Source organism: Methylobacterium sp. AC690, assembly GCF_979256535.1.
Genome location: NZ_CEEDOX010000026.1, coordinates 22930 through 40919, shown reverse-complemented (window position 1 = coordinate 40919; position 17990 = coordinate 22930). Strand labels below are relative to the sequence as shown.

The following is a 17990-nucleotide window of genomic DNA, read 5'->3' as shown; positions in this document are numbered from 1 at the left end:
AATCGTTCCCCCGATCACCGGATCGGGATGGAGAGGTTCAGTGCCTGGTCGCGGCTCGACGCTCGATGCGCGTGCTGATTGCGGATGGGGCTGGTCGAATGCCTGTCTCCGGGTCCGTTCCGGACGTGTCGCGACGGCGCGCTCGGAGAACGATTAAGACCCTTCCAACCAACACCCGGTACGCTGCTGCGACCATGACCGATCCCCGGCGCGCCCCCGACCCTTCCCGGCAAACCCCTCCGTCCGCCCGGCGTCCGGGTCGGCAGCGCACCCTGGCCGGACGCCTGGCCCTGGCGGTCTGCGCCTCCGTGGCGATCGCCTTCCTCGCCGGAACGCTGCTCTCGCTCTGGCAGGAGGTGAATCGCTACGCCGACGACAAGCGGGACGGCCTCGTCGCCATCGCCAACGTACTCGCGGCGGCGAGCGCGCGGGCCACGGCGGCCGGGGACGAGGCGGCGGCGGCCCGCGTCCTGAACGCTATCGGCAAGACCCGCGACGCCAGGGTCCTCAACGGCGAGGCGAGCGACGGCGAGACGGCGGACGACCGAACCGGGGAGGGAGACCGGAGCGAGCTCGTCTATGCGGCCATCGAGCGGCCCGACGGCTCGATCCTGGCCGACCGGGGTCTCACGGCCCGCCTCACCGATGATTTCGACCTTCGAAAGGGGCAGTCGCCCCTGGCCCTCCTCACCAGCCGGACCGCCCTGGTGGCGGTGACCGTCGAGGAGGCGGGCCGGACAGTCGGCAATCTCATCCTCGTCTCCGACCTGGCCGACCTCAACGACCGCCTGCTGGCGCTGCTGCGGACCTCGGCCCTGATCTCGAGCCTGGTCATGGTCCTGGGCTTCGCGATCTCCTACGCGATCCAGCGGGCGATCACCCAGCCGATCGCGGCGCTCGCCGGCACCATGGACCGCGTCCGCATCGCGCAGGACTACACGCAGGGCGCGGTGATCGCGCGGGACGACGAGGTCGGCGTGCTGGCGCGCTCGTTCAACGCGCTTCTCGACACCGTGCGGGAGCGCGACGCCCGCCTGGCGCAGTACATGCAGCGCCTGGAGGCCGACGTGGCGGAACGCACCGCCGACCTGCACGAGGCCAAGCAGGCGGCCGAGGCCGCCAACGCCGCCAAGTCGACCTTCCTGGCCACCATGAGCCACGAGATCCGCACGCCGCTCAACGGCATGCTGGTGATGGCCGAACTCCTGGCGGCTTCCGAGTTGCCCCAGCGGCAGCAGCGTTACGCCGAGGTGGTCGCCCGCTCCGGGCAGAGCCTGCTGGCGATCATCAACGACATCCTCGACTTCGCGAAGGTGGAGGCGGGCAAGCTCGATCTGGAGCGCATCGCCGTCGATCCGTCCGAGATCGTCGACACCGTGGTCTCGCTCTTCGCCGAGAAGGCCGTCGAGACCGGCCTCGACCTCGCCGCCTACGTGGCGCCGGACGTACCGCGCCAGGTGCTCGGCGATCCGGTGCGCCTCGGCCAGATCCTCAGCAACTTCGTCAACAATGCTCTGAAGTTCACCCCGTCCGGCTCGGTCCTGGTGCGGCTGGAGCGCGGCGCGGCCGGCATGCTGCGCCTCAGCGTCCGGGATACCGGCGTCGGCATCCCGGCCGACAAGGTCGGGACCCTGTTCTCGGCCTTCGCGCAGGCCGATCAGTCGACCACCCGGCGCTTCGGCGGCACCGGCCTCGGCCTCTCAATCGCCCATCGCCTCGCCCTCGCCATGGGCGGTCGCATGGGTGTCGAGAGCGTGCTCGGTGCCGGCTCGACCTTCTGGGCCGAGTTGCCCCTGGAGGCGATCGGTTCCGGCGCGCCGACCCTCGTCCGGCGTGCGGACGCGGTCGGGGCCGGGATCGTGCTCGCGCTGTCGGGCGACGCCACGCGAGAGAGCCTCGGGCTCTGCCTCGCGGAAGCCGGGTTCACCTGCCGTCCGGCGGAGGCGGCCGGGGCAGAGGCGGCGCACTGGATCGCGGATGCGGCCACGATCCTGGCCCTGGGGCGTCGCCCGACCGGTCCGGGCCGGGTCCTGGCCCTGGCGCGCCTCGGCGATGCCGCCGCGGCCCCGGTCCTGGAGGCGGGCTGGGCCGATCATCTCCTGAGCTGGCCGGTCGTCCAGGAGGAGTGGCGCGGGGCCCTGGACTCCCTGGCCGGCGGGACGCCGTTCGCCTCCGGACCGGGCACCCGCCTGTCCGCCCGCAGGCGCCTGCCGCAATTCCCCGCCGCGCGCATCCTGGTGGCCGACGACAGCCCGGTGAACCGCGAGGTCGCCCGCGAGGCCCTGGCCCGCTGTGGCGTCACCGCCCTCACCCTGGTCGAGGACGGCCGCGCGGCACTCGAAGCCTGTCGCGACCGGGCGTTCGACCTCATCCTGATGGACGGCAGCATGCCGGTCCTCGACGGCTACGCGGCGGCCGAGGCCATTCGGGCCGAGGCCCTCGCGCAGGGCCGCGCCCGCACGCCCATCGTCGCTCTCACGGCCCACGTGGTCGGGGCCGGTGCCGAGGCGTGGCGCGAGGCCGGAATGGACGCCAAGCTGGCCAAGCCCTTCACCCTGGCGGCCCTCGCCGACACGCTGGCGACCTTCCTGGTGCCCGAGGCGGAAAGCGCGGGCGCGCCGAGACTCTCCGTGCTCGATGCCGCGCCCGATGCCGCGCCCGAGCGGGAGGCGGCCGGCCTTCTCGACGAGGACGTACTCGCGGGATTGATCGACATGGCGGCCCGGGCCGGCGGCGATTTCAGTGCGCGCGTGCTCGGCCTCTATCGGGACCACGCGCCGAAGGCCCTCGCGGACCTCCGGGTGGCGGCAAGCCGCGGCGATGCCGATGCGATCGCGCGCGCGGCGCACAGCCTGAAGTCGATGAGCCTGAACATCGGTGGCCGCGCCCTGGGTCTGGTGCTGGGAGAAATCGAGGCCGAGGCCCGCGCCGGCGCCCTCCGTGCCACGGACGCGGAGATCGCCGGTCTGTCGCCATTGCTGGACCGGACCCTGGAGGCCCTCGCGGCCCGGCTCGGGCAGGCGCTCGATCCGGACGAGGTGGGGGCGGCGCGGCGTTCGGCCTGAGCGACCCCGCTCCGGAGCGGGCGGTGTCTATGCGAGGATCCCGGCGGGTCTGATCGGTGTGGAGCCTCTGCCCGCACGGCCAGAGGCTCGGTAGGAACCGGCGCCTCCGTCCGCGCGCGGGCGCCCGCTGCCGGACGCGAGCCGGCCGTGAGGGGACGTCGAGGACGTTGCGGGTCGGCGTCCCCGGTCAGCTCCATGCGTGGAAGGGTGGGTTCACCCCGTTGAGGGCATGATTGCCGACGATCGCGTATTTCCAGCGTACGGGGTCATGGAGCGTGTGGGTGCGGGCGTTGCGCCAGTGCCGGTCGAGGTTGTGCTCGGCCAGCGTCGCACGGGTGCCGGCGAGCTCGAACAGGGTGTTGCTGGCGCTGAGCGCCACCTCGGTGGTGAGCACCTTGGCTTCCGCTACCGCAAGCTGCGCGGCCGCCACCGTCTCGGCATCGGGGGCGGCCACGGCGGCGTCGAGGGCGAGGCCTGCCCGGTCGAGCAGCGCCTCGGCCGCATGCAGGCGGATCGTCAGGTCGCCGACGATGCGGATGGTGTGGGGGTCGTCGGAGGCACGCGCCAGGCCGCTGTCGATCCAGGGGCGCGATTTCGTGCGCACGAAGTCGATGGTCTCGGCGAGCGCCGCCCGGGCGATGCCCGCATCCACGGCCGCCTGGATGATCTGGAAGATCGCACCGTCGGCGCTCGGCTGCGCGTAGCCCTTCCAGGCCGGCACCAGGTGGGTTTTCGGCACGCGCACGCCGTCGATCCGCACGGTGCCGCTCGCGGTGGTGCGCTGGCCGAAGCTCGACCAATCGTCGATCACCGTCAGGCCGGGCGCGTTGCGCTGCGCGATGGCGTACCAGGCGCGGCCCTCGCCATCGAGGGCCACGATGGGCACGAGGTGGGCGAGCAGCGCACCGGTGGCGTAGAACTTGGTGCCGTGCACCACCACGTGGTCGCCGTCCTCCACGAAGTGGGTCTTGAAGTCGGCGGCGCGCGGCGTGCCGATCTCCGAGAAGGCGTTGCCGAACCGGGTACCGGCCAGGACGAGGCCGAACAGCAGGGCCTTCTGGGCCTCGTCCGAGACCGTGTCGATGGCGGCCACGATGCCGAGGTGGTTCTGGGCGATCTGACCGATCGACGGGTCGGCGGCCGAGATGAGGGCGATCACCTCGGCCTGGATCCTGTAGGACAGCCCCGGCCCGCCATGGGCCCGCGGCACGGTGATCGACCACAGGCCGCTCTGGGAGAACGCGTCGAGCTCGGCCAGGGGGCGGCGCCCGGTGCGGTCGCGCTCGGAGGCGCCGGCCCGGAACGTTGTCGCCAGGGCGTGGGCGACGCGCAGGGCCTCGGCCGCGTCGCGGATGACGTGGGCCGGCGCGGCCGGACGCGCGGGGCCGGGTGCGTCGTCGGGCCAGCGATCGGTGTCGCGCGGGGGCGGGCTGACGGCGATGGTCATGGGATATCTCCGGATCAGGGGGCGCGTTCGGGACGGGCTCGGCTCAGGCCGCCTGCGCCCGCTCGCGGCGCGCGGCCTCCAGGGCCCGCACCCGCGGGATCACGTGTTCGCCGAAATACGCGACCTCCTCCTGGAAGTGCAGGAAGGCCAGCAGGGCGAGGTCGACGCCGACCTCCTTCAGCGCCACGATGCGCTCGGCGATCTGGTCGGGCGTGCCGATCAGGTTGGTCTTGAAGCCGTCGTTGTACTGGATGAGATCCTCGAAGCTCGACTTGGCCCAGTTGCCCTCGCCCTCCGGCGAGGCCTTGCCGGCGTTCTTCGCCTCGTGCCCGAAGGCCTTCACGGCGTCCGGGTCGGCGTGGTCGATGATCTCCTGGAGGACGGCGCGGGCCTCCGCCTCGGTGTCGCGGGCGATGACGAAGGCGTTGACGCCGACCTTCACCGCGTGGCCGTTGGCGCGCGCCTTGGCCTGGACGTCGTCGACCTGGGCCCGGATGCCCTCGGGCGTGTTGCCGTTGGTGAAGTACCAGTCCGAGACGCGGGCCGCCATGTCGCGCGCCGCCCGGGATGAGCCGCCTTGGAAGATCTCGGGCTGCGGATCGGCGGGTTTCGGCTTCAGGGTATAGTCGCTGTAGCGGTAGAAATCGCCCCGGAAGGTGAAATTGTCCTGGGTCCAGATCCCCCGCAGGGCCCGGATGAACTCCTCCGAGCGGCGGTAGCGCTCGTCATGGTCGAGCCACGGCTCGCCGATGGCGCGGAACTCGCCCGAGAACCAGCCCGAGACCACGTTGATGGCGATACGCCCCTCCGTGATCTGGCTGATGGTGGCGATCTGCTTGGCGGCGAGCGTCGGGTTCCAGGGACCCGGTAGCAGAGCGGCGATCACCTTCAGCTTGGAGGTGGCTGCCAGCAGGGCGTGGCTGAAGGCGACGGATTCGTGCTGATACTCGGCGCCGTAGCCGGCGGTGAAGCGGATCTGCGTGAGGGCGTAGTCGAACCCGGCTTCCTCCGCGATCTGCGCGAGGCGCCGGTTGTAGGGCGCGTCCCAACTCGTGCGCTGGGCGATCTTGCTGATGACGAGGCCGCCCGAGACGTTGGGGACCCAGTAGGCGAAGCGGATCGGTTCGCTGCCGTCACGATTTCCGGTTTGAAAGGCCATCTTCCCACCCCTGCGTTGATCGAGCCACGCGTTCCGGCAGGGCCCATGGGGCCGCGCCCCAATACCAACTCTTTGACGGAATGAATACAAAAACCTGACGCATCACATGCTTGTGAAAACTGATATTGTCTCGATTAGTGTTCCGGTTTGTCGCTGTGTTCCTAGGATTGCGCGAAGTTGTCCGTGCGTCAAAGGAAGCAAACGGCTTTTTTCGGTCCGAACGGAAAAGCTCCTTCCCCGATCGCGAGCACTGGCCGGAAGTTTGCTTCACCGGCCCAAGCGCGGGGCGGGATCGCCCGCCCGGCCTGGATCTGGTGCACGCGGAGGCACGGGGAGATGAGGAGCGGCACGGTTTTCGCCCAGGCAATGCCCTTATTCCAGGCGGAGATCGGGGGTGAAATCCAGTCGACGCAGTCGGCCTGCTTGGATCGATATCTTTTCGGGCAGGTTTATGCTGATAAGGTGGGCATGTGCTGCAAATTGCCGATCTTGTGTGCTTATAGAAAGAATTGATGTTGCCTCGTGAAACCGGTCGTTTAAGCACGCGTTAATTGGTCGATCCTACGATCGCGCCACCATCCACTTGAAAGCCGAAGCGCGCGAGATCGGTTTACCCAGGAAGTTCACGCATGATGGCCGCGTCCCGCCAACCGCTCGTGGTTCTCCTCGCCGGAGACGAATTGACCCGCTCCATCACCACGAGCTGCCTGGAGATGTCGGGCTACGAGGTGCTCGGCGCGCGCACGGCCGGCGAGGTCGAGAGCCTGCTCCTCGCCCAGACCGCCGCGCGCCGCGTCGACGTGCTGGTGACCGATGCCGACGTGCGCGACACGGTGGACGGCCTTTCGCTCGCCGGCGTAGCCCGTTGTCTCGACCCGGCGGTGGGGGTCGTCTACACCGCCCGCTCGCTGCGCCAGCTCGACGCCGAGGCCCTGGAACCCGGGTCGCTGCGCCTGCGCACGCCGTATCACGGGCACCAGCTCGTCGCCCTGGTCGCCGAGCTCCTGGCCTCGGCCGTCGACCGGACCGATTACGACCGCGCGGCGGCCTGATTCGCCGGGATCGGGTCCCGCCGTCCAGGGCCGACGGCACAAATTCGGGATACGCGGCCCCGACCCCGCAGTGTATCAGGCGAGGCGCCGCCCCCCGGCCGACGTCCCGCCCGCATCGTCGAAGGGCGGTGGCGCGGTTCCTGCGCGGGTGTCGGTCCCACCCGGAACGCGAGACCCGATGATCAGCGCCTTCGACCTCTTCAAGATCGGGATCGGCCCGTCGAGCTCGCACACCGTCGGCCCGATGGTGGCCGCCCACCGCTTCCGTACCCGGACCGCGGGGCTGCCCGGGCTCGCCCGCATCCAGGCGGAGATCTTCGGCTCCCTGGCCTGGACGGGGCGCGGGCACGGCACCGACACGGCGATCTTCCTCGGGCTCCTCGGCCACGACCCTCGCACGGTCGACCCGGACGGGGTGGCCGGCCTCGTCGCGACGCTCGGCGCGGAGAAGCGATTGGCTCCCGCGGGCCCGGCCTTCGACCCGGCCGCGGACCTCGCGTTCAACTTCACCGACGTGCTGCCCCTGCACACGAACGGTCTGCGCTTTCGCGCCCTCGATGCCGCCGGCGCGATCCTCGACAGCGAGATCTACTACTCCGTCGGCGGCGGCTTCGTGGTGACGGAGGCGGAGGCGCAGGGCGCATCGGGGGCGGAGACGGATTGCCCCCTGCCCTATGCCAGTGCCGCCGGTCTCCTCGCGCTCTGTGTCGCCGAGGGCCTCTCCATCGCCGAGGTGCAGTTCGCCAACGAGTGCGGCACCCGCGCCCCGGAGGCGGTGGAGGCCGGGCTCGATGCCCTCCGCGACGCGATGTTCGCCTGCATCGACCGGGGGCTACGCCAGGACGGGGAGCTGCCCGGCGGCCTTAAGGTCCGCCGGCGCGCCAAGCGGCTGCACGACGACCTCACCGCCGGGCGCCTGCGCAATGCGCGCGCCGCCCACGAGATCGTGGATTGGATCAGCCTCTACGCGCTGGCGGTGAACGAGGAGAACGCGGCGGGCGGACGGGTGGTGACGGCGCCCACCAACGGCGCGGCCGGAATCGTGCCGGCCGTCCTGCGCTACGCCCGGGACTTCTGCCCCGACTGGTCGGATGCTCGTGCCCGGGAGTTCCTGCTCACCGCCGCGGCGGTGGGCGGCCTGATCAAGACCCGCGCGTCGATCTCGGGGGCCGAGGTCGGCTGCCAGGGGGAGGTCGGCTCAGCGGCCGCGATGGCGGCGGCGGGGCTCGCGGCCTTCCTCGGCGGCAGCCCGGCCCAGGTGGAGAATGCCGCCGAGATCGCGATGGAGCATCATCTCGGCATGACCTGCGACCCCATCGGCGGGCTGGTGCAGATCCCCTGCATCGAGCGCAACGCCTTCGGGGCCAACAAGGCGGTGGTGGCGGCGTCCCTGGCGCTGCGCGGCGACGGCATTCACCGCGTCACCCTCGACGAGGTCATCGAGACCATGCGCCAGACCGGCCACGACATGCAGGCGAAGTACAAGGAGACTTCCCTCGGTGGCCTCGCGGTGAACGTCGCGGCCTGTTGAGGCCCACCGCTTAAAAGGAACGAATTGGTTTCCTAATGGCGCCAGACCGGCGCGGGCCTTCGCGCGGGTCTTGGCACGGGTCTCCGACTCATTGCCGAGCTTCCATGGCGCATGACCGAACGCAAGCTTGAGCGTGGCCAGCGTTCGCGGGTCCAGACCGGCTGCTCTCTGAAAATTATGGAACGCCGTGGTTCCGATCCGGTTGTAACGCCCGAGGGGTCTACCGGACGGCGGAAGCGGCCAGCGCGTGCGGCCCGCGTTCGATCCGTCCTGCCAAGACGCGGGACAATGCCACCATGACCTTCGCCACCATGACCTTCACCACCATGACCTTCGCATCGCCGACGATCGGAACCGCCGGCCCCGGGCCGGATCGCGCCTCGGCGCTCATCCGCGACGCGGCCCCGTCCTGAGCGGTCCGCACGCGGCCGCCTCCGGGCGTGCGCGCCCGACCGCTGCGTCGGCACCGCCACGCGTTCGGTGGGCTCGATTGCCACGATGTCCTCAACCTGATTTTCTGACCGGAGACCCGCCATGCGGACCCTGACGCTCGCCCTGATTCTCGGAGCCTTCACCCTCGCCACGCCCGTCGCCGCCCAGGACCTGACGGGTCCCGGTCAGACGCCGCGCCCCACCCTGCTCATGCACGGGCATTATTGCGGCCCCGGCAACGACGGCATGGATGTGGCCCCGATCGACGCCCTCGACGCCGCCTGCCGCAAGCACGATGCCTGTACCCCCGACGGAGGCCTGCCCTCCTGCGGCTGCAACCGCGCCCTCAAGCGCGATGCCGGACGGGTCGCGGCGAGCCCGCGCGAGCCGCAGGACCTGCGCGCCGTCGCCGGTCTCGTCGCGGGAGCGACCGACCTGATGCTCTGCAGCGACGACGTCGCCGGGCTGCGGCCCTGAGGCCGAACTCGCTCCGCGCCGGCGCGCGGAGCGAGGCGGGGTCCGCTAGCGGCCGTCGATGCGCTCGCCGAGCAGCGCGATGGCGCGCTGGTAGACCGACGCGGCGTTCCAGCCCTGGATGGCCGCGAAGTTCGGCTCACCCGGCTGGTAGCCGGCGCCCGCGCGCCAGCCATGGCCCTTGAGGAAGTTCGCGGTGGAGTTGAGGGCGTTGGCGCTGCTGTCGAGGCTGCCGCCGACACCGTAGTTCAGGACGTTCTTGGGCAGGAACTGGGTGTGGCCCACCTCGCCGTGGGCCGCGCCCCGGGTGCTCGCGGTCAGGACGCCGCGATCCACCAGGGTGAGGGCAGCGTAGAGCTGATCGGTGAAGTAGGCCGAGCGGCGGCAATCGTACGCGAGGGTCGCGACTGCCGAGAGCGTGTTCACGTTGCCCTTCACTGCGCCGAAGCCCGTCTCCATGCCCCAGATCGCCAGGAGCGGGCCGGGCGGCACGCCGTAGCGCTGCTCGATCGAATCGAACAGGGCGGCGTTCTGCGCCTTCAGGGCGCGGCCGCGCGACACGATGGTGGTGCCGCCGCGCTTGGCCAGGAACTGATCGAGGGAGAGCTTGAAGCTCTTCTGGCCGCGATCGGCCGAGATGGTCGCCGTCGAGTAGGACGTGCCCATCAGGGCGGCGAGGCTCGCGGCACTGGCCCGGCCGCGTGCCTCCTCGGCGAATTCCCGCTTCCAGGCTTCGAAGCCAGCCGCGCTGTTGCCGCACTGCGCCGCATTCGCCCCGCCCGTCGCACAGACGAGCGCCGCGAAGGCCGCCGCGATCCACGGCGCCCGATACCCACGTCCGATCATGTCAAAACTCCCTGGCCGCGCGACGCCGCCCCGGGGCCGCACGGATCGATGGTGACCCCTTGCGCGGAGCAAGGCGGCAAACGTGGTCGGGAGTCGAGCCACATTGCGGCAATTTTGCTTGCGAACCGGGCCTCGGACATCACTTCCCCGCGTTTGGTTACGCAGAGATGTCCGAATGCACCGCCGGGTCGTCGCGTCGCCCTCGCCGCCGCGACGGCCCGGACCGTGCAGTTCAGCCCAAGACGAACGTCGAACTGTCCCGGGCCGCATCGATCATGTTCCGCTTCAAGACACGCCGTCCTGGTTCGAACCGGCGTCCGCCCCTGTCGCTGGTGCTGGTTCTCTGCGCGACGGCCCTGCTCCTGTGGTGGCCGATCTTGGCGCTCAGCGAGACGGCGGTCTGGTTCTGGTGAGGCGTCCGCACCGTCAGGGGTCGTCGGCGCGGACGCGCAGATAGGCGCCGAGCAGGTAGCCGGCCTGCAGGGCGCTGAGATGGGCGAGGAGTACGAGCCCGCCGACGGCGGAGGCGTCGCCCCGGGCGATCCACACCACGACGGAGAGGACGACCACGAGACCGGACAATCCGACGGCCGTCATGACCCGGCTGTAGAAGCCGACCGCGATCGCGCTCACGAACAGAAGCAGCGCGATCAGCATCGGCCGCCTCGCAAGCGATCACGCCGGTTCCGGCAACGCATGGTGGTCCTCCCTCGCCGCATCCTCAACGCGCAGCGTTGGTTTCGCAACGGTCGGTTGATGCCGCTGCCGGGCCAGCGCGCGCCGATCACGTGAAGGTCCGCGGAGGGCGATGCGTCGCGAGGGGCCGCTTTCGCCCTCGGGTCGGCGACGCTAGGCTCCCGACGGAACGAGGGAGGGAGACGACCCGCATGTGGTGCTGCCAGCGACGCTCCGGGGTTCTGCTCGGGCCTGCCGCCGCGCGCTCTGTCATGGCCGCCCTGTTCCTGCTTCCGGGCGCGGGCCGTACCGCGTTGGCCGAGACCGCGGCCCCCGCCGCGGGTGCCGCATCCGGGGGCGGGGCGCAACCCCTCGCCTTCGAGCGGTGCACCGGGGCGATCGCCGCCGAGGCGGAGGCGCGCGGCGTTCCCGCGCGGGTGGCGGACGGCTTGCGCGCCCTCTCGCCGGATGCCGCGGTGGCCGCTGCGCCGCAGGGCCAGGCGGAATTCGTGACACCGATCTGGTCCTACCTCGATGCCAACCTCACGGAGACGCGGATCGCCGAGGGGCGACGCAAGCTGGCGGAGTGGTCTGCGACCTTCGAATCCATCGAGGCCCGGTACGGCGTCGACCGCTTCATCCTGGCGGCCTTCTGGGGGGTCGAATCGACCTACGGCAGCGTCCTTGAGGATCCCGGGATCGTCCGCCCCGTCCTGCGCGCCCTGGCGACCCTGGCCTGCACCGAGACGGAGCGAGCGCCCTACTGGCGCACGGAGCTGATCGCCGCCCTGGAGATCCAGGCTCAGGACAAGGGCCCCCCCGGGCCGCTCACCGGGTCCTGGGCCGGGGCCATGGGCCACACCCAGTTCATGCCGACCGTCTACCAGGCCTACGCGGTGGATTTCGACGGGGACGGCCGGCGCGACATCTGGAGCTCGGTGCCGGATGCCCTCGCCTCCACGGCCAACTACCTGGTGGCGATGGGCTGGCGCTCCGGGGCGCGCTGGGGCAGCGAGGCGCGGCTGCCGGAGGGATTCGACTTCGCGCTGGCCGACGAGACCACGGAGCGGAGCATCGCCGCCTGGCGCGAACGCGGCGTGATCCCGGTCCAGCCGCTGGCGGAAGAGGGCGGCCCGGCGACGCTGGTCCTGCCGGCGGGCGCGGGCGGGCCCGCCTTCCTGCTCCAGCCCAACTTCCGGATCATCCTGCGCTACAACACCGCCCTCGCCTACGCGCTCAGCGTGGCGCACCTGTCCGACCGCCTGCGCGGTGAGCCGGCCTTCACCCGGGACTGGCCGCGTGACACGGTGATGCCGAGTGCCGGGGACGTCCGGGCGCTGCAGCTGCGCTTGGCCGAGCGCGGGTTTCCGGCCGGTAGCGCCGACGGCAAGATCGGCCCCCGGACGCGGGCGGCGATCCGGGCCTTCCAAGCCGCCAACGGCCTGCCACCCGACGGCTACGCCGACGCTGCCCTGCGGGAGCGGATCCTGGCCTCCCCGTGACCCGGACCGGATTTAGCGGTGGTCGTGCCGGAGGGGCCGCGATAGAGCAGCCCCCAGGAACCGAGACCGCGCGGCGGCGAGACGGAGGGGCGTGAGAGGGAATGAGTCGATCCGCGGCCATGCCCGTTGCGCCCGAGCGAACGCCACCGAGGACCATCGTCACCTACTGGGAAGGGCCGGTGACCTGGCTCGAACGGCTCAGCGCGGCCTCGATCGTCGCGGCGGGGCACCCGCTCCACATCTACGCGCACGATGTCGCCGCCCTGCGCGCGCAGGGCCTGCCCGGCACGGTGATCGATGCCCGCGAGGGGATCGGGCCGAACTTCATGGCGGATCTCTATCGCAGCCGCGGGGTCCTCGCCTTCTACGCCGACTACCTGCGGCTGAGCCTGATCCGCGACGGCAAGGGCATCTGGTCGGACCTCGACTGCGTCTTCCAGCGCCCCCTCGAAACGCCCGCCGGCGCGGCCGCGTACGTCTTCGGCTGGCTCAACGCGAGCCGCCTCAACAACGCGATCCTGTCGGCTCCCCCGGAATCCGAGCTCGTCACCCGCTACTGGGACGCGATCTCGACGGTGCCGATTCGAGCGCCCTGGGCGACCGGACACATCCGGGTCAAGCGCCGCCTCGAACTGCTGATCGGCAAGCGCATCCCGTTCCACCCGGAGCGCCTGGCGATCGGCCCGCGCGCCCTCACCTACTTCGTGCGCAAGCTCCGCCTGGAGGGCCATGCCCAGGCGCGGGAGGTGTTCTATCCTCTCGGCGACGACGACGCCCACCTCCTGACAGAGGCGGACGACCGGGCGGCCCGCGCGCTCATCGGGCCCGAGACGGTCTCGGTGCATGCCTGGCGCGGCAAGCTCTGGTCGATCGGCCGGGACGCTCCCCCGCCGCCCGCCTCCTGGCTCGGCCAGCAGGCCCGGAGCCTCGGCCTCTGACCGGCCGGACACGCGATCCCTGGAGATGTCGATGCGTCGGGTCCTGTTCATCTGCGCGACGCCGGTGGCCTTCGGCCTCGACACGCCGCCCGAGATCGGCCTCGGCGGGATCGAGAGCACGAACATCGCCCTGTCCCGCGCCCTGGCCCGACGGGGCTGGGCGGTGACCCTGGCCACGCGCCGGAGCGGGACGGTCGAGCGGGACGGGGTCCGCAACATCCCGCTCGGCGAGGCCGCGGGCTGCGAGGCCGACGCGGTGGTCACCAGCAACGATCCCCGCCCGCTCCGCGCCCATCCGGGCCGGCGCGGCATCGTCTGGGTCCACAATCCGCTGAACGTCGAGAAGTCCGTGCGGAAGGGCTACCTCCTGCCTTTCCTGTCCCTGCGGCCCGAGGCCGTCTTCGTCGGCACCCTCGCGGCGCGGATCATGTCACCGCTCTACCCCTTCCGGCGCCGGCACGTCGTCCCGCACGGCGTCTCGCCCGTGTTCCTGACGCCCGAGCCGACGCGGGGCCGGAGCCGGCACTTCGTCTACGCCTCCCAGCCCCAGCGCGGCCTGGACCGGATGCTGCGGCTCTGGCGCGGCGCCGCACCCCTGATCGCCTCGGGCGCGAAGCTCCACGTCTTCGGATCCGAACAGCCCGACTCGCCCGACGATCGCGGACCGGTGGTGTTCCATCCTCGCCGTGGGGCCGCCGCCCTGGCGGCGTTCTACGGCACTGCGCGGGCCATGGTCTGCCCCGGCTCCCCCGACGAGACCTTCTGCCTCGCCGCGGCAGAGGCCCAGGCCATGGGGCTGCCGGTGGTGACCGCCGGCATCGGCGCCCTCGCCGAGCGGGTGCAGCACGGCGTGAACGGCTGGATCGCCGGGACGGATGCGGCCTTCGCCGAGGCCATCGTGAGCCTCGCCACCCAGGACGACCTCTGGTCGGAGCTCAGCGCCGGCGCGCTCCTGCAGCGCCGAGCCCTGACCTGGGAGCGGGCGGCAATCCTCTGGGAGGCGATCCTCCGGGGGCCGTCCCGCGAGGGCGCCTGACGCCCCGGCCGGGTGACAGATCCGGGTCGGCGACACGCCTCCGCTCCGCCGCGACTGGACGCCTCCCCGCGAGGCGCGAATACTGTGTTCAAGAACCGATCATCAAGAGCCGGTCGCCAAGGCCGGACGACATCGGGAGGAAAGCATGAGGCTTCGGCTTGGTCTGGCCGCGCTCGCGGTCGCTTGGGCGACTGTGGCGTATGCGGATCCACTGACCTTCCAGGTCGATCCGGCCTGGCCGAAACCGCTGCCCAACCAGTGGATCATGGGGCAGGCCTCGGGCGTCGCCGTCGACGGGCAGGACAACATCTGGGTGGTGCAGCGCCCGCGCACCCTCACCGACGACGAGAAGGCCGCGAGCCTGTCGCCGCCGCGTACCAAGTGCTGCCGTCCCGCGCCCCCCGTGCTGGTGTTCGACCAGGCCGGCACCCTGATCCGAAGCTGGGGCGGTCCCGGCGAGGGCTACGACTGGCCGCAGAACGAGCACGGCATCCACATCGATCACAAGGGCTTCGTCTGGCTCGCCGGAAACGGCGACACCGACGGGCAGATCCTCAAGTTCACGGCCGAGGGCAAGTTCGTCCTGCAGATCGGCAAGCAGGGCCCGCAGACCAACAGCCTCGACACCACCCGGCTCGGCAAGCCGGCCGCGATGCAGGTCGATCCCGAGACCAACGAGCTCTACGTCGCCGACGGCTACTTCAACCACCGGGTCATCGTGTTCGATGCCGAGACGGGGGCGTTCAAGCGGATGTGGGGTGCCTACGGCAAGCCGCCCACGGACGAGGCCCTGCCGGCCTACGACCCGGCGGCGGCCCCGGCCCAGCAGTTCCGCAATCCCGTCCACTGCGTGCAGATTGCCCGCGACGGTCTTGTCTACGTCTGCGACCGCACCAATGACCGGGTCCAGGTCTTTCACCGTGACGGCACCTTCGTGAAGGAGTTCTTCGTCGAGAAGAGCACCCGGGCCAACGGCTCCGTCTGGGAACTGGCGCTCTGGCCCGACGCCGAGCAGAGCTATCTCCTCAACGCGGACGGGGCCAACAACGAGGTCCGCACCCTGAGCCGCGAGACCGGCGAGGTGCTCGGCGCCTTCGGCCGCAACGGCCGGATGGCGGGCGACTTCCACTGGGTCCACAACCTCGCGGTGGACAGCCACGGCAACGTCTTCACCACCGAGGTCGACACCGGCAAGCGTGCCCAGAAGTTCCTGTTCCGGGGCGACATGATCCTGCGCAAGCGCGCCGCGCTGCCCTGATCCCTCACACCGTCCCCTCGGCCGGGCCGGGCCCGCGCGCCAACGCCGCCCAGAGGCGCTCGGCCGGCGGGCTCTGGCGGGCTCGAGCCCGGTAGAGCCGGATCTCGATGGCGACGTCCCGCTCCGCCGGCGCCGCCCGTACCAGGGTGCCGCGGGCGAGGTCGTCGGCCACCAGGCTCATCGGCGCCCAGGCGAGACCCCGGCCCGCCCGGGCCATGGCCACCAGCACCGAGGCGAGATGCGAGGTGAAGCTCGGGCTGAGCCGCGCGCCGCTCTCCTCGACCGCCCGGGTGGCGGCGAGGATGCGCCCGATCCCGGATTCACCGCTGAAGCTCAGGAGGGGAACCGGGGTGTCCGAGGGCGCCGACAGGGAGAACAGCGGCGCCGTTCCTCCGGCCTCCGGCGCGCTCACGGGCAGCAGCCGGTCCGCGCCGACCGGCAGGTTGTGGAACTGATCCGACATCAGGAAGCTCGCTGCCGCCGGGTGGTGGTGGCAGAGCAGGAACTGCGCCTCGCCGCGCAGCATCACCTGCTCGCAGGCGGCCATGTGCGCCGCCGTCAGATGGACGGTGGCGCTGAACGATTCGCGCGCCTCAAGGGCCTGCAGCCAGCGCGGGAAGAAGGTCAGCGACAGGGCCTGGGTCGAGGCGAAGCGCAGGGTCTCGGCGGCGGCGCGTCCGGCCTCGCGGGCGGCCTCGCGTCCCTGGTAGAGCCGGCGCAGGGTCTCCTCCGCCACCGGGCGGAAGCGGATGCCCGCGGGGGTCAGGGTCACGGGCTGGCTCTCGCGGTCGAAGAGCGGGCCGCCGACCCAGTCTTCCAGGGCCCGGACCCGGCGGCTGAAGGCCGGCTGGGTGATGCCGCGCTGCTCGGCGGCCCGGGAGAAGTGGCCGCCGTCGACCAGGGCCAGGAAATCCTCCAGCCAGGCGGAGTCCATCGCGTCGGTGCTCTCGAGAGGTCGGGGATCGTCGAAGGTGGCAGATTGCGAGCGGGCCGCCCCAGGGTCAACCGGCCGGGGAGCCCGGCATCACCCGATGCCGCATCGGCATTGGCCTCGCAGGGCCGGATCGGGTTCAGTCCCGCTTGAGCCCAAGTCCCACGCCCAAGTCCCACGCCCAAATCCCGCCTGAGCCAGAGAGCCGATCGATGCAGGCCCGCACCCTCTACGACAAGCTGGTGGACGCTCACACCGTGCGCTGCCTCGACGCGGCCGAGGGCCCCGGGGCCAGCGTCCTGCTCTACGTCGATCGCACCGTGCTCAACGAGTACACCAGCCCGCAGGCCTTCAGCGGCCTGCGCACCGCCGGGCGTCGGGTCTGGCGACCGGAGGCCGCCCTGGCGGTGGTCGATCACGTCAATCCCACGGCGGCCCAGCGCGTCGCCGCCATGCCCGATCCGGGCGGAGCGCGGCAGGTCGCGTATTTCGACGAGAACTGCCGGGATTTCGGGATCGAACTCCTCGACGTGCTGCACCCCCTCCAGGGCATCGAGCACGTGGTCGCCCCCGAGCAGGGCTTCGTCCTGCCGGGCATGATCGTGGCGGCAGGCGACAGCCACACCACCACCTACGGGGCGCTGGGCGCCCTCGGCTTCGGCATCGGCACCTCGGACATCGAGCACTACCTCGCCACCCAGACCCTGGTGTACCGGCGGATGAAGACCCTGCGGGTCACGGTCTCGGGCGCCCTGGCGCCGGGCGTCACCGCCAAGGACGTGGTCATGGCCCTGATCCGCCGGATCGGCGCCGACGGAGCGACGGGCTACGCCGTCGAGTTCGCCGGCCCCGCCGTCGCGGCCCTGTCCGTCGAGGGGCGCATGACGATCTGCAACATGGCCGTCGAGTGTGGCGCCCGCGGCGTCGTCATGGCCCCCGACCAGACCGTGCTGGACTACTTGGTGGACAAGCCCCGCGCGCCGAAGGGCGCCCTCTGGGAAGCCGCCGCGGCTCATTGGCGGACCCTGCGCAGCGACGACGGGGCCGCGTTCGACCGCGAGGTCGCCCTCGACGCGTCCGCGATCGAGCCGATGGTCACCTGGGGGACCAGCCCGGACCAGGCCGGCCCGGTCAACGGCTGCGTGCCGGATCCGGCGGCCGAGCCCGATCCGGCCCGGCGGCGGGACATGGTCCGGGCATTGGCCTACATGGACCTGGTGCCGGGTACGCCCCTCGCGGCCATCCCGATCCAGCGCGCCTTCATCGGCTCCTGCACCAACGCCCGGCTCTCCGACCTGCGCGAGGCCGCCGCCCTCGTGCGCGGCCGGCGGGTCGCACACGGGGTCCAGGCCATGGTGGTGCCAGGCTCCTCCAGCGTGCGCCGGGCCGCCGAGGCCGAGGGGCTCGACCGGGTCTTCCGCGATGCCGGGTTCGAGTGGCGCCAATCCGGCTGCTCGATGTGCCTGGCCATGAACGACGACGTGCTGGCGCCGGGCGAGCGCTGCGCCTCCAGCACCAACCGCAACTTCGAGGGCCGCCAGGGCGCAGGCGGGCGCACCCACCTGATGAGCCCCGCCATGGTGGCAGCCGCGGCCATCGCGGGCCACCTCATCGACAGCCGCCGCCTCGCGCCGGAGACCTGAC

The 17990-nt window shown here is 71.6% G+C and carries 15 protein-coding genes; 10 read left to right on the top strand and 5 right to left on the bottom strand.

Annotation, left to right across the window (positions count from 1 at the left end; all coding sequences use genetic code 11):
* Positions 1 to 194: 194 nt before the first annotated feature.
* Positions 195 to 3065, top strand: coding sequence for an ATP-binding protein (locus AC0IY1_RS23180; protein WP_471772754.1), 2871 nt, complete (start codon positions 195 to 197; stop codon positions 3063 to 3065).
* A gap of 187 nt (positions 3066 to 3252) precedes the next feature.
* On the opposite strand, the gene AC0IY1_RS23175 is transcribed toward AC0IY1_RS23180, so the two are convergent.
* Together AC0IY1_RS23175 and sfnG are read right to left on the bottom strand one after the other, a co-directional pair.
* Positions 3253 to 4512, bottom strand: a complete 1260-nt coding sequence (locus AC0IY1_RS23175) for an SfnB family sulfur acquisition oxidoreductase (protein ID WP_471772752.1) — start codon at positions 4510 to 4512, stop codon at positions 3253 to 3255.
* 43 nt (positions 4513 to 4555) lie between these two features.
* A complete protein-coding gene (gene sfnG, locus AC0IY1_RS23170) occupies positions 4556 to 5671 on the bottom strand; it encodes a dimethylsulfone monooxygenase SfnG (protein ID WP_471772750.1) in 1116 nt (371 codons plus the stop codon).
* 629 nt (positions 5672 to 6300) lie between these two features.
* On the opposite strand from sfnG, the gene AC0IY1_RS23165 reads away from it, so the two are divergent.
* The 3 genes from AC0IY1_RS23165 (at position 6301) to AC0IY1_RS23155 (ending at position 9163) form a co-directional block, all read left to right on the top strand.
* Positions 6301 to 6723 carry a response regulator gene (locus AC0IY1_RS23165; RefSeq protein ID WP_103711799.1) on the top strand — a complete coding sequence of 141 codons (423 nt, stop codon included), beginning with the start codon at positions 6301 to 6303 and terminating at the stop codon, positions 6721 to 6723.
* Positions 6724 to 6901: 178 nt separating this feature from the next.
* The gene (locus AC0IY1_RS23160; RefSeq protein ID WP_471772747.1) at positions 6902 to 8254 is read left to right on the top strand and encodes an L-serine ammonia-lyase; all 1353 of its coding nucleotides are present in this window, start codon (positions 6902 to 6904) and stop codon (positions 8252 to 8254) included.
* Between the two features lie 534 nt (positions 8255 to 8788).
* Positions 8789 to 9163, top strand: a complete 375-nt coding sequence (locus AC0IY1_RS23155; protein ID WP_103711798.1) for a hypothetical protein — start codon at positions 8789 to 8791, stop codon at positions 9161 to 9163.
* Between the two features lie 45 nt (positions 9164 to 9208).
* Here the strand turns inward: AC0IY1_RS23155 and AC0IY1_RS23150 are convergent, their stop codons facing one another.
* Positions 9209 to 10006, bottom strand: a complete 798-nt coding sequence (locus tag AC0IY1_RS23150; protein ID WP_055958339.1) for a lytic murein transglycosylase — start codon at positions 10004 to 10006, stop codon at positions 9209 to 9211.
* A 275-nt stretch (positions 10007 to 10281) separates the two neighbouring features.
* On the opposite strand from AC0IY1_RS23150, the gene AC0IY1_RS23145 reads away from it, so the two are divergent.
* The gene (locus AC0IY1_RS23145) at positions 10282 to 10419 is read left to right on the top strand and encodes a hypothetical protein (RefSeq protein ID WP_156375853.1); all 138 of its coding nucleotides are present in this window, start codon (positions 10282 to 10284) and stop codon (positions 10417 to 10419) included.
* Between the two features lie 13 nt (positions 10420 to 10432).
* Here AC0IY1_RS23145 and AC0IY1_RS23140 read toward each other — a convergent pair whose 3' ends face one another.
* Positions 10433 to 10663, bottom strand: a complete 231-nt coding sequence (locus AC0IY1_RS23140) for a hypothetical protein (protein ID WP_055958346.1) — start codon at positions 10661 to 10663, stop codon at positions 10433 to 10435.
* Positions 10664 to 10953: 290 nt separating this feature from the next.
* On the opposite strand from AC0IY1_RS23140, the gene AC0IY1_RS23135 reads away from it, so the two are divergent.
* From AC0IY1_RS23135 to AC0IY1_RS23120, 4 genes are all read left to right on the top strand, one after another.
* Positions 10954 to 12183: a lytic murein transglycosylase gene (locus AC0IY1_RS23135; RefSeq protein ID WP_471772744.1), complete on the top strand. Its 1230-nt coding sequence runs from the start codon at positions 10954 to 10956 to the stop codon at positions 12181 to 12183.
* A gap of 101 nt (positions 12184 to 12284) precedes the next feature.
* Complete coding sequence (locus AC0IY1_RS23130) at positions 12285 to 13121, top strand: glycosyltransferase family 32 protein (protein WP_471772742.1); 837 nt, start codon at positions 12285 to 12287, stop codon at positions 13119 to 13121.
* Between the two features lie 31 nt (positions 13122 to 13152).
* On the top strand, positions 13153 to 14157 hold the full coding sequence (locus tag AC0IY1_RS23125; RefSeq protein ID WP_471772740.1) for a glycosyltransferase family 4 protein: 1005 nt from the start codon (positions 13153 to 13155) through the stop codon (positions 14155 to 14157).
* 145 nt (positions 14158 to 14302) lie between these two features.
* Positions 14303 to 15415, top strand: a complete 1113-nt coding sequence (locus AC0IY1_RS23120) for an NHL repeat-containing protein (RefSeq protein ID WP_471772738.1) — start codon at positions 14303 to 14305, stop codon at positions 15413 to 15415.
* A gap of 4 nt (positions 15416 to 15419) precedes the next feature.
* On the opposite strand, the gene AC0IY1_RS23115 is transcribed toward AC0IY1_RS23120, so the two are convergent.
* Complete coding sequence (locus AC0IY1_RS23115) at positions 15420 to 16349, bottom strand: LysR family transcriptional regulator (RefSeq protein WP_055958362.1); 930 nt, start codon at positions 16347 to 16349, stop codon at positions 15420 to 15422.
* A gap of 209 nt (positions 16350 to 16558) precedes the next feature.
* On the opposite strand from AC0IY1_RS23115, the gene leuC reads away from it, so the two are divergent.
* Positions 16559 to 17989: a 3-isopropylmalate dehydratase large subunit gene (gene leuC, locus AC0IY1_RS23110; protein ID WP_471772736.1), complete on the top strand. Its 1431-nt coding sequence runs from the start codon at positions 16559 to 16561 to the stop codon at positions 17987 to 17989.
* Position 17990: the final 1 nt, after the last annotated feature.